The sequence below is a fragment of the Streptomyces sp. NPDC014891 genome (assembly GCF_043081085.1).
In the GTDB taxonomy this organism is placed as follows: domain Bacteria; phylum Actinomycetota; class Actinomycetes; order Streptomycetales; family Streptomycetaceae; genus Streptomyces.
The window spans coordinates 37,756-62,829 of record NZ_JBIBWF010000017.1; the positions used below are offsets into that span (position 1 = coordinate 37,756).

Annotated in this window: 20 protein-coding genes and 1 pseudogene; 8 read left to right on the forward strand and 13 right to left on the reverse strand. The window is 74.2% G+C overall.

From position 1 onward, the window contains the following. Nucleotides 1-70 precede the first annotated feature (70 nt). Nucleotides 71-1,966, reverse strand: a complete 1,896-nt coding sequence (locus tag ACF09E_RS34230; protein WP_392209998.1) for an ABC transporter ATP-binding protein — start codon at nt 1,964-1,966, stop codon at nt 71-73. Continuing rightward, entirely contained in the window at nt 1,963-3,669 is a 1,707-nt protein-coding gene (locus tag ACF09E_RS34235; protein ID WP_392209999.1) for an ABC transporter ATP-binding protein, read from the reverse strand. The genes ACF09E_RS34230 and ACF09E_RS34235 overlap by 4 nt, the downstream gene beginning before the upstream one ends. Before the next feature lie 229 nt (nt 3,670-3,898). Between ACF09E_RS34235 and ACF09E_RS34240 the strand changes: the two genes are divergently transcribed. The 5 genes from ACF09E_RS34240 (at nt 3,899) to ACF09E_RS34260 (ending at nt 9,002) form a co-directional block, all read left to right on the forward strand. After that, nucleotides 3,899-5,008, forward strand: coding sequence for a FecCD family ABC transporter permease (locus ACF09E_RS34240; RefSeq protein ID WP_392210000.1), 1,110 nt, complete (start codon nt 3,899-3,901; stop codon nt 5,006-5,008). After that, a complete protein-coding gene (locus tag ACF09E_RS34245) occupies nt 5,005-6,141 on the forward strand; it encodes a FecCD family ABC transporter permease (protein ID WP_392210001.1) in 1,137 nt (378 codons plus the stop codon). The genes ACF09E_RS34240 and ACF09E_RS34245 overlap by 4 nt, the downstream gene beginning before the upstream one ends. Then, nucleotides 6,138-7,121, forward strand: coding sequence for an ABC transporter ATP-binding protein (locus ACF09E_RS34250; protein ID WP_392210002.1), 984 nt, complete (start codon nt 6,138-6,140; stop codon nt 7,119-7,121). The genes ACF09E_RS34245 and ACF09E_RS34250 overlap by 4 nt, the downstream gene beginning before the upstream one ends. 73 nt (nt 7,122-7,194) lie before the next feature. Further along, on the forward strand, nt 7,195-8,766 hold the full coding sequence (locus ACF09E_RS34255; protein ID WP_392210003.1) for an amidohydrolase: 1,572 nt from the start codon (nt 7,195-7,197) through the stop codon (nt 8,764-8,766). Then, nucleotides 8,763-9,002 (forward strand): hypothetical protein, encoded by a 240-nt coding sequence (locus ACF09E_RS34260; protein WP_392210005.1) that lies wholly within the window; start codon nt 8,763-8,765, stop codon nt 9,000-9,002. Before ACF09E_RS34255 ends, ACF09E_RS34260 begins: the two co-directional genes overlap by 4 nt. 91 nt (nt 9,003-9,093) lie before the next feature. Here the strand turns inward: ACF09E_RS34260 and ACF09E_RS34265 are convergent, their stop codons facing one another. From ACF09E_RS34265 to ACF09E_RS34290, 6 genes are all read right to left on the reverse strand, one after another. Beyond that, nucleotides 9,094-10,323 (reverse strand): acetylornithine transaminase, encoded by a 1,230-nt coding sequence (locus ACF09E_RS34265; RefSeq protein WP_392210007.1) that lies wholly within the window; start codon nt 10,321-10,323, stop codon nt 9,094-9,096. Continuing rightward, a complete protein-coding gene (gene argB, locus ACF09E_RS34270; protein ID WP_392210009.1) occupies nt 10,320-11,279 on the reverse strand; it encodes an acetylglutamate kinase in 960 nt (319 codons plus the stop codon). The genes ACF09E_RS34265 and argB overlap by 4 nt, the downstream gene beginning before the upstream one ends. 17 nt (nt 11,280-11,296) lie before the next feature. Further along, entirely contained in the window at nt 11,297-12,448 is a 1,152-nt protein-coding gene (argJ, locus tag ACF09E_RS34275) for a bifunctional glutamate N-acetyltransferase/amino-acid acetyltransferase ArgJ (protein WP_392210011.1), read from the reverse strand. Next, nucleotides 12,445-13,485: an N-acetyl-gamma-glutamyl-phosphate reductase gene (argC, locus tag ACF09E_RS34280; RefSeq protein ID WP_392210013.1), complete on the reverse strand. Its 1,041-nt coding sequence runs from the start codon at nt 13,483-13,485 to the stop codon at nt 12,445-12,447. Before argC ends, argJ begins: the two co-directional genes overlap by 4 nt. Nucleotides 13,486-13,714: 229 nt before the next feature. Next, nucleotides 13,715-14,464, reverse strand: coding sequence for a hypothetical protein (locus ACF09E_RS34285; RefSeq protein ID WP_392210015.1), 750 nt, complete (start codon nt 14,462-14,464; stop codon nt 13,715-13,717). 169 nt (nt 14,465-14,633) lie between these two features. Continuing rightward, entirely contained in the window at nt 14,634-15,275 is a 642-nt protein-coding gene (locus ACF09E_RS34290; protein ID WP_392210018.1) for a beta-glucanase, read from the reverse strand. Nucleotides 15,276-15,618: 343 nt separating this feature from the next. Here ACF09E_RS34290 and ACF09E_RS34295 point away from each other — a divergent pair. Then, nucleotides 15,619-16,440 (forward strand): annotated as a pseudogene (locus ACF09E_RS34295) (zinc-binding dehydrogenase); the annotation flags it as partial. 293 nt (nt 16,441-16,733) lie between these two features. Then, nucleotides 16,734-17,108 carry a VOC family protein gene (locus ACF09E_RS34300; protein ID WP_392210020.1) on the forward strand — a complete coding sequence of 125 codons (375 nt, stop codon included), beginning with the start codon at nt 16,734-16,736 and terminating at the stop codon, nt 17,106-17,108. Nucleotides 17,109-17,182: 74 nt separating this feature from the next. On the opposite strand, the gene ACF09E_RS34305 is transcribed toward ACF09E_RS34300, so the two are convergent. From ACF09E_RS34305 to ACF09E_RS34315, 3 genes are all read right to left on the reverse strand, one after another. After that, nucleotides 17,183-18,559: an amidohydrolase gene (locus ACF09E_RS34305; RefSeq protein WP_392210022.1), complete on the reverse strand. Its 1,377-nt coding sequence runs from the start codon at nt 18,557-18,559 to the stop codon at nt 17,183-17,185. Nucleotides 18,560-18,711: 152 nt separating this feature from the next. Further along, entirely contained in the window at nt 18,712-20,004 is a 1,293-nt protein-coding gene (locus ACF09E_RS34310) for an amidohydrolase family protein (protein WP_392210024.1), read from the reverse strand. A gap of 266 nt (nt 20,005-20,270) precedes the next feature. Further along, the gene (locus tag ACF09E_RS34315; protein WP_392210088.1) at nt 20,271-20,900 is read right to left on the reverse strand and encodes a GntR family transcriptional regulator; all 630 of its coding nucleotides are present in this window, start codon (nt 20,898-20,900) and stop codon (nt 20,271-20,273) included. A gap of 302 nt (nt 20,901-21,202) precedes the next feature. Here ACF09E_RS34315 and ACF09E_RS34320 point away from each other — a divergent pair, with 302 nt between their 5' ends. Continuing rightward, nucleotides 21,203-22,936, forward strand: coding sequence for a BCCT family transporter (locus tag ACF09E_RS34320; protein WP_392210026.1), 1,734 nt, complete (start codon nt 21,203-21,205; stop codon nt 22,934-22,936). A gap of 15 nt (nt 22,937-22,951) precedes the next feature. On the opposite strand, the gene ACF09E_RS34325 is transcribed toward ACF09E_RS34320, so the two are convergent. Both ACF09E_RS34325 and ACF09E_RS34330 read right to left on the reverse strand, forming a co-directional pair. Continuing rightward, nucleotides 22,952-24,247, reverse strand: coding sequence for a sugar ABC transporter permease (locus ACF09E_RS34325; protein ID WP_392210028.1), 1,296 nt, complete (start codon nt 24,245-24,247; stop codon nt 22,952-22,954). After that, entirely contained in the window at nt 24,244-25,029 is a 786-nt protein-coding gene (locus ACF09E_RS34330) for an ATP-binding cassette domain-containing protein (protein ID WP_148002691.1), read from the reverse strand. Before ACF09E_RS34330 ends, ACF09E_RS34325 begins: the two co-directional genes overlap by 4 nt. Between the last annotated feature and the right edge of the window lie 45 nt (nt 25,030-25,074).

A 25,074-nucleotide genomic window follows, 5' to 3' on the forward strand; every position in this document is an offset into this window, starting at 1 on the left:
CCGGCGTGCTCGGACGCCCGTGTCCTCGGGCGCCCGAGGCTTCGGGCGGTTCCGTCCTCCGGCTCCGCGCTCAGACGGCCGGCGAGACCCGGGCGTCCTTGTCCGCCGCCGGGTGCGGCACGGTCTCCCCGGGCTCCCGGCGGCTGGCCGACCACGCGGCCCACAGGTCGGCGTACCGGCCGCCGGCCGCCACGAGTTCCTCGTGCGTGCCGGTCTCCACGACCCGCCCCTGGTCGAGCACGACGACCCGGTCCGCGGCCGCCGCCTGCGGCAGCCGGTGCGCGACGAGCAGCCCGGTGCGCCCTTCGAGGGCCCGCGCGGCCGCGTCCTCCAGGACCCGTGCTCCGGCACTGCCCGCGTCCGCGGTGGCCTCGTCCAGGATCGCGATCGGCGGATCCGCCAGCACCAGCCGCGCCAGCGCGAGGTGCTGCGCCTGGGTGACCGTCAGCCGGTGCCCGCCCTCGCCGACGACCGTGTCCAGGCCCTCGGGCAGACCCCGCGCCCACTCCAGCGCCCCGACCCGGTCGAGCGCCGCGTGCAGTTCCTCCTCGGACGACCCGGGCCGGGCCAGGCGCAGGTCGTCGGCGAGGGTCCCGGCGAAGACGTGCACCTCCTGGCTGATGAGCGCCACCGCGCGCCGGACCCCGGCCGGTCCCAGGTCCCGGGCGTCGACCCCGCCGAGCGCGATCGAACCCTCCGCGGGGCTGTGGACGCCGGCGATGAGCTTGGCCAGCGTGGTCTTGCCGGCACCGCTCGCCCCCACGAGCGCCACCCGCTCCCCGGCGCGCACCCGGAGGTCCACCCCGTGCAGCACCGGAGCCCCGGTGCCGTACGCGTGGCTGAGCCCGGACACCTCGACCGATCCGTCCGAGACGTCGTGCCGCTCGTCGTGGGCCCGCTCGGCGGGGAGCCCGGAGACACCGACCAGGCGGGCGAAACTCGCCCCCGCCGACTGGGCGTCGTCGAGGAGGAACAGGGTCGCGTTGATCGGGTTGAAGAGGCTGTGGAAGTACAGCGCGGCGGCCGTGGCCGTACCGATGCTGACCGCGTCCCGGTCCACCAGGACGAACCCGGTGCCGAGCATCGCCGCGAGGCCGATGAACTCGGCCGCGTTGAGCCGGGAGAAGAAGCCGGTGACGATGTGGATGCCCCGCAGCCCCAGGTCCCGCGCCGCCTCCGACCGCTGCTCCAGGAGGCCCGTGTGGGTCCCGTTCAGCCGGAAGGCGCGGACGGTCCTGACGCCGCCGACGCTGTCGAGCAGCTGGTGCTGAAGCGCACCGGTGGCGATGCGGTGTTCGCCGTAGACCGGGGCGGCCCGGCGCAGGTACCAGCGCACCGAGAGCACCTGGACCGGCGCGGCGACCAGGGCCGCGAGCAGGAACCGCCAGTCGAGGACCGCGAGGCCGGCGAAGGTGAGCAGGATCGTCAGGGCGGAGCGGCTGAACTCCGGGAGCGCCTGCCGCACCGACTTGCCGATCATCGACACGTCGCTGGTGACCCGGGAGACGAGGTCGCCCGAGCCGGCCGCCTCGACCCGGTCGAGCGGCAGCCGCAGCGCCCGCTCGATGAACTGCTCGCGCAGGGCGGCCAGGACGGTCTCGCCCAGCCGGGCCACGAGGGTGCTGCCGACGGCCGCCGCCGCGCCCCGGGCCACCGCGACGACGACGAGCAGGACCAGGGGGAGGGTGAGTGCGGAGGCGCCCCGGTGCGCCACCACGAGATCGACGATGTGGCCGAGCAGCGGCGCGGTGAGCAGACCGATGGCGGTGCCCGCGACCAGGACCGCGATCGCCCCGAGGGCGAGGAGCCGGTGGCCGTGCAGCATGCCCCGGAGGGCGGTGAGCGACTCGGCGCCGGTGGCGGTCGGCAGGAGCTCGCGGTCGGGGCTGGTTCCGCCCATGGTCTGGTCCGTCCTTCTCTCGCGTCCTTCGCCCGCCTTCGTGTCGTGGTCGACGGTGGCCGTCATGCCAGCACCGCCGCTCGGTAGGTCGCGTCGGCGGCGAGGAGTTCGGTGTGGTGGCCGGCGGCCCGCACCGCGCCGTCCTCAAGGACCACCACCCGGTCGGTCACCGCGAGGAGCGCGGGGCTGGTGGTGACGAGGACGGTGGTGCGGTCCCGGCGGACCTCCCGCAGCCCGGCGGCGATCCGCGACTCGGTGACGGTGTCGACCGCGGTGGTCGGGTCGTGGAGGACGAGGACCGGCCGGTCGGCGGCGAGCGCGCGGGCCAGCGCGACGCGCTGGCGCTGGCCGCCCGAGAGCGAGCGGCCCCGCTCGGCGAGGAGGGTGTCCGCGCCGTCGGGCAGGAGCCGGGCGACCTCGTCGGCCGCGGACGCCTCCAGCGCCCGCCGGACGGAGTCCGGGCCGTCGACCGGTGCGGTCCCCAGCCCGGCCCGGACGTTGTCGAGCAGGGTGCTCTCGAAGAGGTCGGCGTCGTGGTGGGCGACGAGGACCACGCGGCGCAGCTCGTCGGGGTCGAGTGCGGTCAGCGGGGTGCCGTCGAGTTCGACGGCCCCCTCGGCGGGGTCCGCCTCGCGGGCCAGGCAGACGAGCAGGTCGTTGGCGGCGGCGGGGTCCCGGGCGACGACCCCGGTCAGGCTGCCGGCCGGGAGGTCGAGGTCCACGCCGCGCAGCGAGCCGAGCGACACCCCGCGCAGGGCGACGTGCCCGGCGGGGTCGGCGGGCACGTCGTGCCCGGCCTCGACGGTGACGGGGGAGGCGAGGACCTCGGCGATCCGCTTGGCCGACGCCCGGCCCTGGGCGAGTTCGGCGTTCACGTAGGTGAGGAGCTGGAACGGGCCGAGGAGGAACTGGGCGAGACCCACGGCGGCCACCAGGTCGCCGACGCTGATGCTGCCGTCCATGGCGAGGTAGGCGCCGACCACTCCGATCACGGCGATGAAGACGCCGGTCAGGGCGAGGATCGCGCCCTCGTGCCCGGCCCGGCTGCGGGCGGCGCGCAGGGCGGCGGACAGCGAGTCCTGGCTCGTGGTGCGGTAGCGGTCCACGGCGGCCGACTCCGCGCCCATCCCCTTGAGCACGCGCAGCCCGGTGACGAGGTCGGCGGCGACGCCGGAGGCGTGGGCGGCGCGCTCCTGCTCGGCCTCGCTGCGCTGTTCGAGCGGCCGGCTGATGCGGTGTCCCAGCCACAGGAGCGGCGGGATGCCGAGCAGTACGAGCAGGCCGAGCGGCACGGAGATGTTCAGCAGGGCCACGGCGCTGATCACGAGGGCGGCCACCGCGGACACCCCGTACGAGATGACGGTGGCCACGGAGCCGACGCGCCGGGCGTCGTTGGTGGCGATGCTGGTCAGCGCGCCGGGGAGCCGGTTGGCGTCCGCGCCGCCCCGGGGGTCGAGCACCCGGGCCGCCAGGTCGAGCCGCAGCGTGTGCGCGGCGAGTTCGCCGGTCCCCTCGCCGATCCGGGCGCTGGTGCGGTAGCAGGTCGACAGGACCAGGAACAGCACGGCGAGGACGATCAGCAGCTTCAGCAGCGCCGAGGAGGAGCCGGTGGCGACGGCGGTGTCGATGGTGGCGCCGATGACCACCGGGACGAGGGCTTCGCAGCCCTGGTGCGTCATGCCGAGCAGGGATGCCGAGATCACCCGGCGGCGTTGTCCTCTGATGGCCTGACGGAGGACAAGTCCCCCCGTAGGAACGCCCGTTGGCATGTGTCTCCTTCACGGAGGGGAGAGGATGGTTAGGTAAGCCTACTCTGACCGTCGACTCGGGTGGTGTGGCGCCCGGGGCCGGTGGGGCGGTGTGTTCCTGGCGTGGCCCCGCGGGTCCTGCTCCGCGCGTTGACCGCTCGACAGTGTTCGGTTAGCCTCACCTAAGTCGTGGTCCCGGTCCGTCGCACCACGGGATCGCGCCGTACATCTGTACCACCGCCAGGGGGAGTTGTCGTTGTCCGTCGAATCCCGGGTGGTGTCGGGACAGCAGCCCGGGGTGCGCACCCCGGGCACGGCCGGTGACCCCGGTGTCCCCACGGGCCCGCCGCGCATCGGTCGCGCCGGCCACGCCTACCGGGGCTTAGGGCTGGTCCTGGGCCTCGCCGCGCTCGTCCTCGTCGGACTCCTGAGCATCTGGGTCGGCACCCGGGGCATCCCCTTCACGGCCACCTGGGACGCCCTCTGGAACCCCGACGGATCCGAGACCTCGGTGATCATCCACGACTACCGGATCCCCCGCACCCTCCTCGGCATCCTCGTCGGCACCGCCCTCGGTCTCGCCGGCGCCCTGATGCAGGCCCTCACCCGCAACCCCCTCGCCGACCCCGGCATGCTCGGAGTCAACCTCGGCGCCTCCGCCGGCGTCGTCGTCGCCATCGCCTTCTTCGGCGTCGCCGCCCCCCTCGGCTACGTGTGGTTCGCCCTCGCCGGCGCCGCCGCCGCGTCCGTCGGCGTCTACCTGCTGGGCTCCTCGGGGCGGAAACTCGCCTCCCCCGAGCGGCTCGTCGTCGCCGGCGCCGCGGTCACCGCCGTCCTGTACGCCTTCAACTGGGCCGTCCTGCTGCTCGACCCGCGGGCCTTCGACCAGTTCCGCTTCTGGACCGTCGGCTCCCTCGCGGGCCGCTACCACGACATCGTCCTGATGTCCCTGCCCTTCATCGGCACCGGCCTCGTCCTCGCCCTCGTCCTCGCGCCCTCGCTCAACGCCCTGGCCATGGGCGACCAGGTGGGCCGGGCCCTCGGGGTCAACGTCGGCCTGACCCGTGCCCTCGGCGCCGCCGCCGTGATGCTCCTGTGCGGCGCCGCCACCGCCGCAGCGGGACCGATCGGCTTCATCGGCCTCGCCGTGCCGCACATCGCCCGCTTCGTCGTCGGCCCCGACCAGCGGTGGGTGTTCGCCTACTCGATGCTGATCGCACCCGTCCTCCTCGTCGGCTCCGACATCGCCGGCCGGGTCCTCGGCGCCCCCGGCGAGGTGCAGGTCGGCATCGTCACCGCCTTCGTCGGCGCCCCCCTGTTCATCGCCCTGTGCCGCCGCCGGAAGCTGGTGATGCTGTGACCGCCGTACGGGAGGCGAAGGCCTCCGCGCCCGACCCCGGGGACGGCACCCCGCCCCGCCCGGGGACGGCGGCCGCCGGGCACCGGCCCCGCGTGGTCGCCGGCCGGGTGGTCCGCACCCGTTCCGGCGCGCTCTCCCTGCGGGTGCGCGGCCGTGCCGTCGCCGTGACGGCCGCCCTCCTCGTCGCGCTCGTCGCCGTCGCCGGCATCACCCTGACCACCGGCGACTTCGACCTCTCCGTGGGCGAGGTCCTCCAGGCCCTCACCGGCAACGGCAACGGCCTCGCCGACTTCGTGGTCAACACCCTCCGCATGCCCCGGCTCGTCACCGCGCTCTGCGTCGGCGCGGCCCTCGCCGTCAGCGGAGCCATCCTCCAGAGCATCACCGGCAACCCGCTGGGCAGCCCCGACATCATCGGCTTCACCAACGGCTCCGCCGTCGGCGCCCTCGTCGTCATCGTCGTCCTGCACGGCAGCATGACCCAGATCGCGGCAGGCGCCCTCGTCGGCGGCCTCGCCACCGCCCTCGCCGTCCACCTCCTCATGATCGGCCGCGGGATCCAGGGCTTCCGCCTCGTCGTCGTCGGCATCGGCGTCAGCGCCCTCCTCCTGGCCGTCAACTCGTACCTGATCACCCGTGCCACCTTCCAGGAGGCCCTGGAGGCACAGGCCTGGCTCATCGGCAGCCTGGGGAACCGCCTCTGGACGCACGCGCAGGCCATCGGCCTGGCCGTCGCCGTGCTCCTGCCCCTCGCCCTCCTCCTCTCGCGCCGGCTCTCCATGGTCGAGATGGGCGACACCACCGCCACGGCCCTCGGCGTCGACGTCTCCCGCACCCGCACGGTCCTCCTCGTGATCAGCGTCGCCCTGGCCGCCTTCGCCACCGCCGTCACCGGACCCATCTGGTTCGTCGCGCTCGCCGCGCCCCAGGTGGCCCGCAGACTCACCGGATCGTCCGGGCCCGCCCTCCTGCCCTCCGCCCTCATGGGCGCGGTCATGCTCGCCCTGAGCGACCTCGCCGTCCAGCGGCTCTTCGCCCCCGCACTCCTCCCCGTGGGCACGGCGACCGGCTGCGTCGGCGGTCTCTACCTCATCTGGCTGCTGGTCTCCGAGTCGCGAAAGAGCCGCGCATGACTGCCAAGAACCGCCCCGCCGACCACCCCCGCACCGCGGCGGAGCCGACGTCCCCCGCGGGCGATCCCGCGCGACCCGCGGCGGAGCCCCGCCTGCGGGCCGAGCACCTCACCCTCTCCTACGACCAGCGCACGGTGGCGACCGACCTCACCGTCGACATCCCCGACCACTCCTTCACGGTGATCATCGGGCCCAACGCCTGCGGCAAGTCCACCCTCCTCACCGCGCTCGCCCGGATGCTCAGGCCGAAGGCCGGACAGGTCTACCTCGACGGCGCCGCCATCGCCTCCTACCGCTCCCGCGAGGTCGCCCGCCGCCTCGGACTCCTCCCGCAGTCCTCCACCGCCCCCGGCGGCATCACCGTCGGCGACCTGGTCGCCCGCGGGCGCTATCCCCACCAGGGCATGCTGCGGCAGTGGTCGGCCGAGGACGAGGCCGCCGTCGTCGAGGCCATGAGCCGGACCGGCGTCCTCGAACTCGCCGAACGCCCCGTCGACGACCTGTCCGGCGGCCAGCGCCAGCGCGTCTGGCTCTCCATGGTCCTCGCCCAGCAGACGTCGATCCTGCTGCTCGACGAGCCGACCACCTACCTCGACATCGCCCACCAGGTCGAGGTCCTCGACCTCTGCGCCCGGCTGCACGCCCAGCAGGGCCACACGGTCGTCGCCGTCCTGCACGACCTCAACCAGGCCTGCCGGTACGCCACCCACCTCATCGTGATGCGGCCCGGCGGCGTCATCGCGGCCCAGGGCCACCCGAGCTCCGTCATGACCGCCGAGCTCGTCGAGGACGTCTTCGGACTGCCGTGCCGGATCATCCCCGACCCCGAGACCGGCACGCCGCTGATGGTCCCCGCCGCGCCCGCGTGGTACGCCCCCGCAGGGGCGGCCGCCCCGTCGGGTGCCGTCGCGGAGCCCGTGGAGGGCCCGAGCGGTGGCGGGGCCGCCGGCCACGACACCGTGATGGCCAAGACCACCTGACGCATCATCACGCCCGGCACGACCGGCGAACCATGACGGCCGACACCACCCGACGAGGGGACGCGGACCACCCATGCTCTGCACCAGGCTGACGAACGCGCGCATTCTCACCATGGACCCGGACCATCCCGTCGCCCACGACCTCGGCATCTGGCGGGGCCGGATCATGGGACTCGACGAGGCCGTGGCCCACCTCCCCGCCCGCGAGGTCGTCGACCTGCAAGGGGCCACCGTGCTCCCCGGCTTCATCGACAGCCACGTCCACCTCGCCTGGGCCGGACTCAAGGCCGCCACCCCCAGCATCGCCCCCTGCGAGCGCGTCGAGGACGTCCTCGACGTCATCGCCGAGGCCGCCTCCCGGCGGGCCCCCGGCGCCTGGGTCGACGTCGCCGGCTACGACCAGCGGGCCCTGGGCCGCCACCTCACCGCCACCGAGATCGACCGGGTCGCCCAGGGGCGCCGGATCTTCCTGATGCACGACTCCGGGCACGCCTGCGTCGTCGGCAGCGCCGTCCTCGACCTCCTGCCGCCCGAGGTCCCGCACCAGGACGGCTTCCTCGCCGAGAGCGCCATGAGCGCCGTCCGGCGACTGCGGCTGCCGTACTCCCAGGAGGAGCTGGCCGACGCCATCGAGCGCGCCGGCCGCACCTGCCTCGCCGAGGGGATCACCGCCTGCGCCGAGGCCGGCATCGGCGGCGGCCTCCTCGGACACAGCCCCGTCGAACTCGGCGCGTACCAACTCCTCAGGGACCGGGGCCGACTGCCCCTCCGCGTCCAGGTCATGGCGGCCGGCGACACCCTCCGCCCCCGCGCCTCCCACCGGGACGACGGCATCCCGCGGGCCCTCGACCTCGGACTGCGCACCGGGTTCGGCGACGACTGGCTCTCCCTCGGGGCCCTCAAGATCTACACCGACGGCGGCATGATGGCCCGTACGGCGGCGCTCACCGAACCGTACGAGGGACTGTCCACCACCGGGCAGTTCCAGGACGACCCCGAGCGGATCGCGGACCTCATCGTCGACGGGCACCTCGCCGGCTGGCAGCTCGCCGTCCACGCCATCGGCGACCGCGCCGCCGACCTCGCCCTGGACGCCCTGGAGCGCGCGCAGCGGCTCCGACCCCGCCCGACCGCCCGGCACCGCATCGAGCACGCGGGACTGATCCGCCCGGACCAGCTGCCCCGCTTCGCCCGGCTCGGGGTCAGCGCGGTGGTCCAGCCCCACTTCCTCCGCTCCTTCGGCGACGACTACGCCGACGTCATGGGGGAGCGGCGGGCACCCTGGATGTACCGGGGGCGGGGCTTCCTCGACCACGGCGTCCCGCTCGTCGGCAGCTCCGACCGCCCCGTCACCGACGGATCCCCGCTCCGCGCGATCCAGTTCATGGTGGAGCGCACCTCGCTCTCCGGCCGGCCGATCGGCCCGGAGGAGGCCGTCACCGTCGACGAGGCCCTGCGTGCCTACACGGTGGCCGGCGCCCACGCCTGCCACTGGGAGGACAGCGCGGGCGTCCTCGCCCCCGGCAGGCGGGCCGACCTGGTGGTCCTCGGGGACGACCCCCGGGCCGTCGACACCTCGCGCATCGGGGACATCGAGGTCGTGGCGACGTACGTCGACGGCCGTACCGGAAAGGACCGGCCGTGAGCACGCCGAACGCCGCAGGGCGGACCGTCGACCGGTTCGCGCCGCTGTGGGAGGCCCCTGCCTCGCCGCCGCGGTGGGTGATCTGGGCTGCGGAGCCGGACACGATGGTCTTCGACCGGGAGCTCAACCTCCCGGTGGACATCGACGGCCACCTCCTGGACGAGGTCCTGCGCCGGATGCGGGCGGCCGGGGTGCCGGAGAGCGACGCGTACCCGGGACGGCCCTGCGGAAGGTGAGCGCGGCGGCCCCGGGCGGCCCGGCCCGGGGAATAACGACGGCCGCGCTCGCGAACCGGGTCGCGAGCGCGGCCGTACGGGCCCCGGGCGCCTACCGGTGGGCCGCGGCGCGGTCGAGGATCGCCGGCAGCGCCTCCACGAACTCCGTGACCTCACGCGCGGAGACGGTCAGCGCCGGAGCGAGGCGTACGGTCGAGGGGCCGGCCGCGTTCACCAGGAGACCGGCCTCCTGCGCCGCGCTCCGGACCCGTTCGGCGATCGGCTCGGTCAGCACGATCCCGAGGAGCAGCCCCGCGCCCCGCACCTCCGCGACCAGCGGGTGCTTCGCCTCCTCCGTACCGGACCGCAGCAGGGCGCCCATCCGCGCGGTGTGCTCCAGGAGCCCCTCCGACACGATGGTGTCCAGGACGGCGAGACCGGCGGCGCAGGCGACCGGGTTGCCGCCGAAGGTGGAGCCGTGCTGGCCGGGGGCGAGCAGCTCCGCCGCGTCGCCGAACGCCACCGTGGCGCCGATCGGCAGCCCGCCGCCGAGCCCCTTGGCCAGGGTCACCACGTCCGGGTCCACCCCCGCCTCGGCCAGGTGCGCGAACCAGTGGCCGGTCCGGCCGATCCCGGTCTGCACCTCGTCGAGCACGAGCAGGCTGCCCGCGGCACGGGTGAGCGCCCGGGCGGCCCGCAGGTACCCCGGGGGTGCCGGGATCACGCCCGCCTCGCCCTGCACGGGCTCGATGAAGACGGCGGCGGTGTCCTCCGCGACCGCGGCGCGCAGGGCGTCGACGTCGCCGAAGGGGACGTGCGTGACCTCGCCGGGCAGCGGCAGGAACGGCTCGCGCTTGGCGGGCTGCCCGGTGAGGGCCAGGGCGCCCATGGTGCGACCGTGGAAGCCGCCCTCCATCGCGACCACCCGCGGGCGTCCGGTCCGCCGCGCGGCCTTGAAGGCCGCCTCGTTCGCCTCCGCGCCGGAGTTGGCGAAGAATACCCGGCCGTCCGCCCGGCCGAACAGCCCCAGGAGCCGCTCCGCGAGCGCCACCGGGGGCTCCGCGACGAACAGGTTCGAGACGTGGCCGAGCCGCGTGAGCTGCTCGTGCACGGCGGCGACCACGGCCGGGTGGGCGTGGCCGAGGGTGCTGACCGCGATCCCGCCGGTGAAGTCCGTGTAGGCGCGCCCCGATTCGTCCCAGACCGTGCGGCCCTCACCGCGGACCAGAGCCAGCGGCGGAGTGCCGTAGGTGTCCATCATGACGGCGCGCCAGCGGTCCGTGAGGGTCCGCGCCGGCGCGGTGCCCGTCCCGGGCGCCGCGGGAGCCACGGGGGCGCTCACGCGGGGTTCCCCGGGGTGGCCGGGGCGTCGTCGGGCAGGACCGTGGTGCCGGGGTTCTCCTCGGTGAGGACGCCCCGGAGGACGGCGTGCGGGGTGCGTCCGTCGAGGACGTGGACGCGTCCGACCCCGGACCGGACCGCCCGGAGGCAGCCCTCCATCTTCGGCAGCATCCCGCCCGCGAGGCCGGGGAGCAGCGTCTCCAGTTCCCGTGCCGTCAGCCGGGCGACGACCTCGGTGCTGCGCGGCCAGTCCGCGTACAGGCCGGGGACGTCGGTGAGCATCACGAGCCGGTCGGCGCCGAGGGCGACGGCCAGGGCCGAGGCCGCGAGGTCGGCGTTCACGTTGTAGACCTGGCCGTCGGCGCCGCGCGCGACGGGGGACACGACCGGTATGCGGCCGCCGGAGAGGAGGTTCCGCACGGTGTCCGGGTCGACGCCGACGATGTCGCCGACGAGACCGATGTCGACGGTCCGGCCGTCGACCCGGGCCGGGCGGCGCACGGCGGTCAGGGTGTGGGCGTCCTCGCCCGACATGCCGACGGCGAAGGGGCCGTGGGCGTTGATGGCGCCGACCAGGTCCCGCTGGACCTGCCCGGTCAGCACCATGCGGACGACGTCCATGGCCTCGGGGGTGGTCACCCGCATGCCGGCCTCGAACCGCACCTCCAGGGCGAGGCGGTCGAGCATCGAGCTGATCTGGGGACCGCCGCCGTGCACCACGACCGGGTCGAGGCCCGCCTGCCAGAGTTCGACGACGTCCTGGGCGAACGACCTGCGGAGCGCGGGGTCCTCCAGGGTGCTGCCGCCGCACTTGACGACGACGGTCCTGCCCTGGAGCTCCTCGGACCACGGGACGTCCGCGGCGGGCAGGGCGGCGGCGTCCGCTCCCGGCCCGGCGCCCGCGCGTCTCGCACCGTCCGCACCGCGCACGGCGGGCTGCTCGCGGAGCGTCCTCATTCTCGTACCTCCTCGGCTCATGAGCTGTAGGCGCTGTTCTCGTGCACGTACTCGGCCGTCAGGTCGTTGGTCCAGATCGCCGCGGACGCCTCGCCGGCGCGCAGGTCGACCGTCACCGTGATGCGGCGGCCGGTCATGTCGACCTTCTCCCGGGCCTCCCCGGCCGCGCCGTCCCGGCAGACCCAGACGCCGTTGATGGCCACGTCCAGGCGGTCGGGGTCGAACTCGGCGTCGGTGGTGCCGATGGCCGACAGCACCCGGCCCCAGTTCGGGTCCTCCCCGTGCAGGGCGCACTTGAGGAGGTTGTTCCTGGCGACCGAGCGGCCGACGGTCACGGCGTCGTCCTCGGACGCGGCGCCGACGACCGCCACCTCGATCTCCTTGGACGCGCCCTCGGCGTCGGCGACCAGCTGGAGCGCGAGGTCGAGGCAGACGGCGTGGACGGCCCCGGCGAGGTCCGCGTCCGCGGGGGTCACGCCGGAGGCGCCCGAGGCGAGCAGCAGGACGGTGTCGTTGGTGGACATGCAGCCGTCGGAGTCCACCCGGTCGAAGGTGGTCCGTACGGCGGACCGCAGGGCGGAGTCCAGTGCCGGTCCGTCCGCCGCGGCGTCGGTGGTGAGGACGACGAGCATGGTGGCGAGGCCGGGCGCGAGCATCCCCGCGCCCTTCGCCATGCCGCCGACCGTCCAGCCGGACCGGGAGGCGACGGCGGTCTTGTGGACCGTGTCGGTCGTCTTGATGGCGACGGCCGCGTCCTCGCCGCCGTCGTCGGAGAGCCGGTCCGAGGCGAGCGCGATCCCGGCCGTGACGTGGTCCATGGGCAGCGGGACGCCGATGAGCCCGGTGGAGCAGACGGCCACGGCCTCCGGGGCGACGCCGACGGCGCGGGCCGTCTCCTCGGCCATGGTCCGGGCGTCCTCGGAACCGGTCTGCCCGGTACACGCGTTGGCGCCGCCGGAGTTGAGGACCACCGCGGAGACCGGACCGCGGGCGAGCGCCCGCCGCGACCAGCGGACCGGCGCGGCCTGGATCCGGTTGGAGGTGAAGACCCCCGCGGCGGCCGGTGCGGGGCCCCGGTTCACCACCAGGGCGAGGTCGGGATCGCCGGACGTCTTGATCCCGGCGGCCACCCCGCTGGCGAGGAATCCCCGGGCGGCGGTCACGGTCACGGTGCCACTCCATTCATGGGCAGGCCGAGCCCTTCGGGCAGGCCGAGGGCGACGTTCATGCTCTGCACCGCGCCACCGGCGGTGCCCTTCGTCAGGTTGTCGACGGCGCTCACGCAGACGAGGCGGCGGGCGGCCGGGTCGACGGCCACCTGCACCTGCACCGTGTTGGATCCGAGCACCGCGGCCGTGGACGGCCACTGGCCCCGGGGTAGCAGCCGGACGAACGGTTCGTCGGCGTAGGCGGCCTCGAAGACCTCGCGGACCTCGCGCAGGCCCCCGTCGGCGTCCATGTGAGGGCGGAGCCGGGCGGAGCAGGTGGCGAGGATGCCGCGGGGCATCGGGGCGAGGGTGGGGGTGAAGGAGACGGTGACCGGCTCGCCCGCCGCGAGGGACAGGTTCTGGGTGAGTTCGGGGGTGTGCCGGTGGCCGCCGCCGACGCCGTACGGGGTCATGGAGCCCATCACCTCGGAGCCCAGCAGGCGGGGCTCGGCGGAGCGGCCCGCTCCGGAGGTGCCGCTCGCCGCCACGACGACGACCTCGGGTTCGACGAGGCGGGCGGCGTGCGCGGGGAAGAGCGCGAGGGTGACGGCGGTCGGGTAGCACCCCGGTACGGCGATCCTGGAGGTGCCCTTCAACTCGTCCCGGGCGCCCGGCAGCTCGGGGAGCCCGTAGGGCCAGGTGCCCGCGTGTTCGGAGCCGTAGAAGCGCTTCCACTCGGCCGGGTCGCGCAGCCGGAAGTCCGCGCCGCAGTCGACGATCAGGGTGTCGGGGCCCAACTCCCCGGCGAGCGCGCCCGACTGCCCGTGCGGCAGGGCGAGGAACACGACGTCGTGTCCGCGGAGCGCGTCCGCCGACGTCTCCGTGAGCACCCGGTCGGCGAGCGCGGACAGCTGGGGCTGTACTTCGCCGAGGGTGCGGCCGGCGCTGCTGTGCGCGGCGAGGACGCCGATGTCGAGACCGGGATGTGAGGCGATCAGGCGGAGGATCTCCCCACCGGCATAGCCACTGGCTCCGGCCACCGCGACCCGAAAGGTCATGCTTTCCGTCTCTCCTGAGGATGGGGACGTGTCGCGCACCCGGAGGTGGACACCCCGAGGAGACGCACTCGAACTAAACTTAGCCTAACCTAAGTAGTCCTGGTGGCGGAATCGAGGATCCGCGCCTCCGGCTCGGGAGGAGGATTCCAACGCTGCTGCGGCCGGTCCGAGTTGGAAGGGGCGGGTCGGGAGTTTCGCCCTGGCGGGTCCGGGAGGAGGGCCGGCCGGCTCAGGCCGGTGACCCCCAGGCCGTCGTCAGACCGTCCAGCCAGGCCGGGGGCAGCTCGGCCGCGTCCCATTCCTCGTGCAGGGCCGAGGGGGTCTCGGCCAGGCGCTCCAGCACGGCCACACTCGCCGGGGAGTGCACGAGGGAGTAGCGGCCGTGGATCGCGATCGGACTGCCCGGCCCGTACTGCGCGTACAGCCGCTCCAGGTGCGCGTGGTGCGCGGAGGTGAACCGCGTCAGCCGCCCCGGATACCCGGCCCGCTGGCGCGGGTTCATCGTCCGCAGAACCGCTCCGAGCACCTGCTCGGTGACCTCCGGGTCGAGTTCGGAGACGTCGGCGAACGAGAGGTACAGCGGGGTGACGGCGACCTTCGCCCGCTCCATCTCGGCGCGTCTGACGGGGGAGGGCTCGTCGGGGGAGTCGGCCGACGGGGCGGTGGCGACGGCGTGGAGCAGGGCCCGCTCGGCGACGGCGCCGAGTTCGACGGTGACGGCCCTGGCGCCGTCGGACCAGCCCGCCGCGTATCGCTCCCCCTGCTCGGCCGCCGGCCCGTGCGGAGGGGCGTCCCGCCGGGCCCCGGCGATCTCCTGGTGGGCGAGGGCGAGCGCGCCGGCCTCGACGAGTCCGATGAGTTCCTCCGCGTCGCCGGTGTAGACCCCCGCGCGTGCGAGGAGCTGGAGGAGGGTGGTCTTCGCGTTGAGGACGCTGGCCGCGTCCAACTGCTGCTGCCGTCCCTCGTCGGCGGTGTTCATGGGAGGGTCCTCCTCGTCGTACGGGCGGCACGGTGCGGTGCGCGGAACGCTCGCTTCGAGCCTACGCAACGACGATTCCTCCGGGGCCCGCATCCCCCCTCCTCCCGCGCGCGTCGCCGACGGCGCCGAGGGGCGCGGGCCGTCGGGCGCGCCACCCGGTGCGAGGGGATCAGTCCCGGTACACCCGCAACTGCGCCACCTCGTACGACATCGCCGACACCGAGGGGTCCGGCGCCGGGTGGTAGCGGCCCGCGCAGACCGAGAGGTTCACGATGAGGTGCGCCCGCCAGGACCGCCCCACCCCGCGGCGGTCGTCGAAGACCCGGGCGCCGTTCACCCACCACACCACGTTGCGGGCGCCGAACTCGACCCGCAGGTCGACCCAGGCCCCCGGGCGGATCGCCGGGTTCCGGTAGTAGAGGTGCCGGGACCTGATCCGGTTCGACAGCTCCAGCAGGTCGGGGTTGTCGGGGTGGTACTCGAAGACGTCGATCTCCTGCCCGCCGTCGAGCCAGGTCCAGATCGCCGGCCACGCCCCCGTCTCCACCGGCAGGCGCACCCGCGCCTCCAGGACGTCGTCGGCCCGCACCAGGAACGCCTCGGCACTGCCCTCGGTGGTGAGCAGTCCCGCGTCCCACTTGCCGTCGGGGCGGCGGGTCGCCCGGAAGACCCCGGACCTGCTGTAGGCGGGGTCCTCGACGAGGTGGTCGAGCTTGTTGTCCCCGGGGTTGGTCGGGCCCCCGCCGGGATAGGCCCAGGAGCGGCCCGCGACCCACTGCGCGGTGGAGGAGAAGTCCGCGTCGAGCACCACCCTCCCCGGTGAGCGTGCGGGTCCCCGGGGGCCCGCCCCCGGGCGGCCCTCCGAGCCGCCGCGTCGGAACCATCGGTCGAGAAGGTCGGACAGCACGGCACTCTCCTCTCGTGCGGGGCCCGGTCGGCCCGCCGACGTTTTGCCCGGAACGGCTCCCTCCATACGTGGAGGAGAGTCTCTTGGCGACAAGTCGTCAGAACACCCGCGATGAGGTGTGAGGTGGCGATACTTGCAGAATGTCCCGTTACGACAGTGATAGGTGCATGATGCATCTATAGGTGCGGGGTGAGTCGGCCCCACCGGGCGGCACGGTCCGCAGGGGGCGCGGACCGGGGAGACCCCCGGCGAGGGCACGGGGACGGCCGGCTCGGGTCGCACGCGCTACGGCCCCTGGGGCTGCGGCAGCTGCTCCGCCTGCGCCCGCGGCAGGGAGAACTACTGCCTGCGCGCCGCCCAACTGGGCATCAGGCCGCCGGGGCTCGGCGCCCCCGGCGCCATCGCCGAGTACATGATCGTGGACAGCCCCCGCCACCTCGTCCCGCTCGGCGGGCTCGACCCCGTCCGAGCCGTGCCGCTCACGGACGCCGGCCTCACCCCGTACCACGCGGTCAAGCGCTCCCTGCCGAAGCTGGTCCCCGGCAGCACCGTCGTCGTCATCGGCACGGGCGGGCTCGGCCACGTCGCCATCCAGATCCTGCGGGCCATGACGGCGGCCCGGGTCGTCGCCCTGGACGTCACGGAGGAGAAGCTGGCCCTGGCCAGCGCCGTCGGCGCGCACGAGACCGTCCTGTCGGACGCCGGGGCGGCCGCCGCCGTGCGCGAACTGACCGGCGGACGCGGCGCCGAGGTGGTCCTCGACTTCGTGGGCGCCCCACCGACGGTCACGGCGGCCGGCGCCATGGTCGCGATCGAGGGCGACGTCACGATCGTCGGCCTCGGCGGCGGCACCCTGCCCGTCGGGTTCGGCGCCCTGCCGTACGAGGTCTCGGTCACGTCCCCGTACTGGGGGACACGGGCCGAGCTGATCGAGGTCCTCGACCTGGCCCGGGCCGGCGCGATCGACGTGCACACCGAGACCTACGGCCTGGACGACGCCCCGAAGGCCTACGAGCGCCTGCACGCGGGCCGTGTCGAGGGGCGCGCCGTCATCCTCCCGAACGGCTGAGCCGAGCCACGGCCGGCTGCCCGACTCCCCCGCGGAGGAGGCCGGTTCGGTCGGTGGACCCGGGAGCCCGGGACCCCTGACGGCTTGTCAGCCCGCCGATGATCACGTAACGTCCTCCGACGTGAACACCGGACCGGCGCTGCGACGCCACACACAGACGGGCCATCCGGTGGACGACTGACCGCTCCGTGGGTGCGTCCCCCGCACCCCCGCGGTTCCGCACGCGGACCCCCCGGTGCCCCGGCACTGCGACGAGTCCCCTTTCGTGTCGAACCCACAGCGAGGTCGTCCCCATGGCAGTCACGTTCAACCACACCATCATCGCCGCGAAGGACCGCCACGCGTCCGCGCGGTTCTTCCGGGAGCTCCTGGAGCTCCCCGAGGCCCCCTCCTGGGGCCCCTTCGTCAACGTCCAGCTCGCCGACGGCGTGCTCATCCAGTTCGCCGAGCCCCCGGTGGACATCCAGATGCAGCACTACGCCTTCCTCGTCGACGACGAGCTCTTCGAGCGGGCCTACGCCCGGCTCCGCGAGCAGGGCGTCGAGCACTGGGCGGACCCCCAGATGAAGCGGCCCGGCGAGACCAACTCCGACCACGGCGGCCGCGGCGTCTACTTCAAGGACCCCGGCGGCCACGCCTTCGAGCTGATCACGCGGCCCTATCTGTAGCCCTCGGACGCCGGTCGGCCGCCCCGGTCCGGCCGGACACCCGCACGGGGTGCCCGGCCGGACCGGGGCGGGGCTCAGGCCAGGAACACGCCGTCCCGGGCCACCACCACACCCCCGTGCACCACCAGGTCGCGGCGGGGCATGTCCACGACCACCTGCGGCAGGCACTCGCCCCGGACGAGGACGAAGTCGGCGGGCGCGCCGGCCCTGAAGTCCGCGTGCGCCAGGCCCATGACGTCGGCTCCGCCGTGCGCCGCGACCTCGTAGCAGCCCGTCAGCTCGTCGTCCAGACGCACGTCCGTCACCCAGCCGAGGATGTGGGCGCGGTGCATCATGTCGGCGTTCCCGAACGGGCTCCACGAGTCCCGCACGCCGTCCGAACCGAGTCCCACCCGCACCCCGTGCTCCCGCAGGCGCTCGATCGGCAGGACCAGCGAGTCGGAGGGGGCGACCGTGGTCAGCGCGATGTCCTGGTCCCCGAGGTCGGCCGCGATCGCCCCCAGTTCGCGGTCCGAGAGCTCCGGCAGGCAGAAGACGTGGCTCACCGTGACCCGGCCCGCGAGCGACAGCGCCCGCGTACGGTCCACGATGCCCCGCATCGCCTTCATGCCCTTCTCCCCGCGGTCGTGCAGGTGGATGTCGACCCCGACGCCGTGGCGTTCCGCGATGCCGAACACGACGTCCAGCTGGTCGTCGAGCGCCTCGTCGAAGCCGATCGGGTCGATGCCGCCGATCATGTCGATCAGACCCTCGCGCGCGGCCCGCTCCAGGAGCGCGGCCGTCCCCGGCGTCCGGATCACCCCGTGCTGCGGGAAGGCCACGATCTGGACGTCGAGCGCGTGGCGCAGCCGCTCCCGGGCCTCGGCCACCCCCTCCACCCCGGCGAGGCCGTACGCCGGGGCGACGTCGGCGTGGGCGCGCATGCCGCGCGTGCCCCGGGACACGGCGTGCGACATCAGGCCGTACGCCCGCTCGGCGACCGGGCGCCGCTGGCTGCGGAACAGTTCCACGTCCTGCGCCACGTAGTCGCCGATGCCGCTCGCCGGCCGCCGCGACACCCAGGAACCGCCCCAGGTCGTCTTGTCGGGGTGGATGTGCGCGTCCACCAGGGACGGCAGCGCGATCCGGCCGCCTCCGTCGACGACCTTCGCGCCGTGCGGCGCCGGGCGGTCGGAGACGCGGCCGTCGACGACCACCAGGTCCCTGGCCCGCGCCGCGCCGAAGGGGCGCACGTCGCGGAAGACGACCGCCCTCGGCCGGTGTCCGGAGGCGCCGGCCGCCGCGGCCCCGGCGGTGGCCGGGGCGGCCGCCTGCGCGGGCCCCGCCGCGGCGGCCCCGGTGGCGGTGGCTCCGGCCAGTGCCGCGGCCCCCGCCAGCATCGTCCGGCGCGACAGCGCGCCGGCGGAGGGTGCGGACGAGGGCGGGGACGCCGGGGTGGACGACGACTGCATGGGGAACTCCTTCTCGGGAACGGGGTGCTGCGCGTGATACGGGTGCCGTGACGGGTGCCGCGTGCGCCGTGACGGGCGCGGGGCGGGGCGGGGCGGAGGGCGGCGAGGGGGCGCGCTGGGCGGCCGGGGTGTACGCGAGGGGCGGGCCGTGCTCAGGCCGCGACGCCCGCCCGTACCACCGTCACGGGCCGCTTGAGGACCGACAGGTCGGCGAGCGGGTCGCCCGACAGCAGCAGGGCGTCGCCCGCGAAGCCGCGGGCGAGCCGGCCCACCGAGCCGCCGAGGCCCAGCAGGCGGGCCGCGCCCGTCGTCGCCGTGCGGATCGCGTCGAGCGGTGACAGACCCGCGGAGTGCATCAGTTCGACCTCGCCGCCGATCGGGTCCACCGTTCCGCCGGAGGAGTCGGTGCCCGCCGCCAGCGGCACGCCGAGTTCGTGGGCGGCGAGGACCGCGCGCTTGAGGACCGGCAGATAGGTGCGGCCGCGCTCGGCGAGGACCGGGTCGGGTGACTCCGCCAGGCCGGCGACGGCGGTGAGGGTCGGGGTGAAGTACGTTCCCCGGCGCCGCATCTCGCGCAGGGTGCGCTCGCCGACGAACGCGCCGTGCTCCAGGGAGCGGATGCCCGCCATGACGGCGTCGTGGCAGCCCTGCTCGCTGTAGCTGTGGCAGAGGACACCGCGACCGCCCCGGCGGGCCGCCGCGACGATCTCCGCGAGCTGCTCGCGCGAGTAGACCTGGGTGAGCGGGTCCTGCTCCGGGAGCCCGGCGCGTTCGTTGACCCGGGTCTTGACGACGTCCGCGCCCCGCGCGAGGTTCACCTCCACGACCCGTCGCAGGGCCTCCGCCGAGCGCACCCCGCCCTTGAGGCGGGCCAGCGGGGTCAGGTCCGGGTCGGCGAGCACGGTGTCGCCGAGGTCCGGGGTGACGAACACTCCGGCGGCCCGGAGCCGCGGCGCGAGGGCGGGGCTGTGCCGGGCGAGTTCGCGGACGGCGATGTCCTGGTAGAACGAGGTCGATCCGCTGCGCGCGCTCGTCGCGCCCCGGAGGACCGCGTCGCGTGCCTCCGCCGCGGTGCTGAGGTGGATGTGGGCGTCCACCAGGCCCGGCAGGATCCAGCGGCCGTGCGCGTCGAGCGTCTCGACGCCCTGCGGCACGGTGACGGCGCCCCGGGGGCCGGCCGCCCGGACGGTGCCGTCCTCGATGACGACGACGGCGTCCTCGGTGACCTCGCCGGTCGCCGGGTCCAGGAGGGTGCCGCCCCGGATCACCAGACGACCGGCGCGTGGCGGCGCGCCGGGGGCCCGGCGCCCCGCCCCGGAGGCGGGGCCGTCGGCGGCGGTCGCCCGTCCCGCCGCGGCCACGGTGCCGGCGAGGGCGGCCGCTCCGGCGAGGACGCCGCGGCGGGTCACCGCGGGGGAGGGCGGGGGGATGGCTTCGACGCACATGGGTGCTCCTTGGGGGAGTGGTCGAGGGCTTCCCCGTTTTGTATACCAAGCTGAAGGCGGCGGACAAGGGAGAGAGGTGAAGGAATCGGAGACACGCATTCCATGCGTCTTTCATCCGTTATGGAGCAGCAGGAGTGCATGATCGCGCGGTCCTGGTATACGAATGGCGCGCCGGCTGCCCGCGCCGCCGGCCCCGCCGCGCCGCCGACTGCCGAGCGCGGGCCGTCGCCCGCCGGACGGCCGCCAGTCGGGTGCAGGCCGCCCCCTCAGGCGTCGCCGAACAGTGACCGCAGGGCGACCGCCCGGCTGTCCCGCACGTGAAGCAGCGTGCTCGCCGCGGCCGCCTCGGCGTCCCCGGCGGCGATGTGCCGGTACATCTCGGCGTGCTGGGCCCTCATGTGCGCCGGCTCCTCGCGCAGGCCGAACACCAGGCGCAGCTGCCAGCTGAGCTGCTCCATGGTGCGCGCCAGCAGCGGATTGCCCGCCATGGCGACCATGCTCTCGTGGAAGGCGGTGTGGGCGGCCACCTCCCGCGTCGCCTCGTCCGCGGCCGCCGCCCGCTCGGCCTGGTGCAGCGTCGCCTCCAGGGCGGCGAGCCCCTCGGTGTCGCCCCCCGTGCGCGCCCGCGCCGCGAGCCGGGACGCCTGCACGGTGAGCGGCTCCCAGACCTCGTACAGGTGCTCCACGTCGGCGCGTTCCAGCCGGCGGACACGAACCCCGCTGTGCGGGAGCAGCTCCAGGAGACCCTCGGAGACCAGGGCGCGCAGCGCCTCGCGCACCGGCACGCGTGACATGCCGAGCTCCTCCGCGACCTCGCGCTCCACCAGACGGGCGCCCTGGGCGTACCGCCGGTCCACGATGCGCTGGAGGACCGCCTCACGCGCGCGCGTGCCCATCGGGACCCCGGCCTGGCCGCCGGCCCTGCCGTCCGGGGTCGCGGCCGTCGAGTCGGCCCGTCGTCCGTCCGTCACCCGTGCCGCCCTCTTCCCTGCTCCGCCGTGCCCGCCCGTCCCCGCGTGCGGGTGTCCGGGGCGAGGATACGACGCCCCGGAGCCGTCCCCGGCAACGCGCGTCGCTCACCGGCCGGGCCGTCGGGGTCTGTTGGTCCCCGCTGTTCGGCCCCGGCTGTGGTACTGCCTTACAGAGACATCGTCAGGTTTGGGCTGAAATGCCGCTCTTCCCGTGAAAGGTGTGATCTGTGTCGCAGGAAGACCAGGAGCCGGACGGCCGCCGAACAGGCGCCGAGCCGGGCGGGCGGGAGACGTTGCCGGTGACGGCCGACCTCCCGGGCCACCCCTCCGAACACCAGCGCGCCCGTACCGACCGGATCGTGTTCGGTGTCACCGCCGTCCTGACCGTGGCGTTCGTCGTCTGGGGCGCCACCGCCACCGACAGTCTGGAGAGCGTGTCGAGCGACCTCCTCGACGGACTGATCCGCAACGGCGGCTGGGCGTTCATGCTCGCCGCGTCCGGCTTCGTCGTGTTCGCGCTCTGGCTGGCCGTCAGCCGGTACGGCCGGATCACGCTGGGCCAGGAGAGCGAGGGCCCGGAGTTCCGCACGGTGTCGTGGATCGCCATGATGTTCAGCGCCGGCATGGGCATCGGGCTGATGTTCTACGGCGTGAGCGAGCCGCTCGCCCACTACGGCACGCCGCCGCCTGGCACCCACCCCGTCGACTCGGCCGAGCGCATGCAGACCGCCATGGCCACCACGCTCTTCCACTGGACGCTCCATCCGTGGGCGATCTACGCGGTCGTCGGACTCGCCATCGCCTACTCCACCTTCCGCAAGCGGCGCCGGCAGACCATCAGCGCGGTGTTCGTCCCGCTGATGGGCGAGCGGGCGGCGTACGGCGGTCCCGGCCGGGTCATCGACATCCTCGCCATCTTCGCCACCCTGTTCGGCTCCGCCGCCTCGCTCGGTCTGGGCGCGCTCCAGATCGGCAGCGGCTTCGAGGAGCTGAACTGGATGGAGAAGACCGGCACCGGACTGCTCGTCGCCATCATCGCCGTCCTGACCGTGGCCTTCGTCTTCTCCGCCATCTCCGGGGTGGAGAAGGGCATCCAGTGGCTCTCCAACATCAACATGGTGCTCGCCGCGGTGCTCGCCGTCTTCGTCTTCATCGCGGGCCCCACCATCATCGTGCTCGACCTGCTGCCGACCTCGATCGCCGCCTACATCGACGACCTCCCGCAGCTCGCCGGGCGGACGGAGGCGACCAGCGGCGCCGAGATCCACGACTGGCTGGGCAGCTGGACCGTCTTCTACTGGGCCTGGTGGATCTCCTGGACGCCCTTCGTCGGCATGTTCATCGCCCGGATCAGCCGGGGCCGCACCATCCGCCAGTTCGTCGGCGGGGTCATCCTGGTGCCCAGCACCGTCAGCCTCGTGTGGTTCGCCATCTTCGGCGGCACGGCGATGAAACTGAGCGAACAGGGCGACCTGGCGGGCGAGACGACGCCGGAGGGGCAGCTCTTCGGCGTGCTCCAGCAGTTCCCGATCACCGGCACGATGAGCCTGCTCGTGATGATCCTCGTCGGCATCTTCTTCGTGTCCGGCGCGGACGCCGCCTCGATCGTCATGGGCACGCTCTCCCAGCGGGGCGCGTTCGAACCGACCCGCCCCGTGGTGGTGTTCTGGGGCGTGGTGACCGGTGCGGTCGCCGCCATCATGCTCCTCATCGGCGACGGCCAGGGCGACGCCCTCGCGGGCCTGCAGAACCTCACGATCCTGGTCGCGGCCCCGTTCGTCCTCGTGATGATCGGCATGTGCGTGGCGCTGATGCGGGACCTCCGCAAGGACCCGCTGATCGTCCGCGGCGAGGTCGGCACCGAGGTCGTCGAACTCGCCGTGATCGCCGGCCACGAGCAGTACGACGGCGACTTCGAACTCCGCATCGGCCCCGGCGGCCAGGACTCCGACACGCCCTGAGCCGCTCCGGCGCGCTCACGCCCTGCCCGCCGCCTTCTGGGTGCGGCGGGACAGGGAGTCGACCACCACCGCGGCCAGCAGCACCGCACCCGTGATCATGAACTGGACGGCGTTGCTCACGCCCATGATGTTCATGCCCGACTGGATGGAGCCGATCACCAGGGCGCCGAGCAGCGCCGACCACACCGTGCCGCGGCCGCCGAAGAGGCTCGTACCGCCGATGACGGCCGCGGCGATCACGTTCATCAGCAGGTTCCCGCCGCCGGAGGTCTGGCTCGCGGACTGGATCTGCCCGGCGAGGAAGAGACCGCCGACCGCCGCCATGGTCCCGGCGATCGAGAAGACCGTCATCCGGATGAACGGCACGCTGATGCCCGCCCTGCGCGCACCCTCGATGTTCCCGCCGACCGCGAAGATCCGGCGGCCGTACGTGGTGCGCCGCAGCACGAAGTCCAGCACCACCAGCAGGACCAGGAAGATCAGGAGCGCGAGCGGCAGCCCCTGGTACTGGTTGAGGATGTACGCGGTGGCGAAGGCGAGCGCGCCGATGACGACCGTCCGCAGCACGATCTCGGAGAGCGGCCGGAACGGCACCCGGGCCGCCCGGCGCCGCTGGGCGTCCAGGAGTGAGGCCGCCAGGAACAGTCCGACCCCCACCGCCGCCGCCACGTACGCGGCGGCAGGGCTGTGGTAGATCGTCGAGTACAGCTTGGAGACGATGCTCTCGCTGGGGATGTTGACCGTGCCGCTGGTGCCGAGGACCTGGAGCATGAGTCCGTTCCAGGCGAGGTTGCCCGCCAGGGTCACCACGAACGCCGGCACCCCCACCTTCGCGAAGAAGAACCCCTGGATGAGCCCGACCGCCGCGCCCCCCGCGATCGCGACGAGCAGCGCGAGCCACTCGTTCATGCCGTTCAGGACGTTGAGCACGGCGAAGATCGCCGCACACAGACCGCTGACCGAGCCGACGGAGAGGTCGATCTCGCCCAGCAGCAGGACGAAGACGATCCCGACGGCGATCATGCCCGTGCCGACGATCTGCTGACTGAGGTCGGACAGGTTCTGCGCCGACAGGAACGTGCTGTTCAGACTGCCGAACACCGTCCAGATGATGATGACGGCGAGCACGACGGGCAGCGAACCCAGTTCGCCGCTGCGCATCCTGCGCCGGAACTCGCCGAGGTACCCCTTGATGCCCTCCTCACGGACGAGGAGCCGGGTGTCGACGGCGGGTACGGCGCCGGGCGCCGGTTCCTGGCTGCCCGCGTCGGGGGAGCCGCCGGAGGGGTCGCGGCCACGGTCGCGTCTCATCGCTCCTCCTCCTGCTCCCGCTTGCGTGCCTGACGGCGGGTGACGGCGCTGTCGGTGGCCCCCGTGATCGCCGAGATGATCTCCTCGGTGGTGGTCGAGCGCTTGTCGAAGAAGCCGTTGTTGCGGCCGAGGCGCATCACCGCGATGCGGTCGGCGACCGCCATCACGTCCACCATGTTGTGGCTGATCAGAATGGTGCCGAGGCCCTGCTCACGGAGCCGTTCGACGAGGTCGAGCACCTCGGCCGTCTGCTCCACCCCCAGGGCGGCGGTGGGCTCGTCCAGGATGACGACCTTCGGCGCGCCGATCAGCGACCGGGCGATCGCCACCGTCTGCCGCTGACCGCCGGAGAGGGAGGCCACGGGGATGCGGACGCTCGGGATGCGGATGGACAGGGTGTCAAGGAGTTCGCGCGCCCGCTGGTCCATGCGGACCTCGTCGAGCACACCGAACCGCCGCAGCTCCCGGCCGAGGAACAGGTTGGCGACGACGTCGAGGTTGTCGCACAGCGCCAGGTCCTGGTAGACGGTGGCGATCCCGAGGTTCTGGGCGTCGTGCGGCCGGCCGATGGAGACCGGCCGCCCCTCCCAGGTGATGACCCCCTCGTCGGGCGGGTTCACCCCGGCGATCGACTTGACCGCGGTCGACTTGCCGGCGCCGTTGTCGCCGACCAGCGCGACCACCTCACCGGGATGGACGTCCAGGTCGAAGTCCTTCAGGGCCTGGACCGCGCCGAACCGCTTGGAGATCCCCCTCAGGGAGAGCACGGGTGGCTCCGGCAAGGGAACCGCCTCCTCCGCTCGCCCGGCCGCGCGGACCGCCCCGCC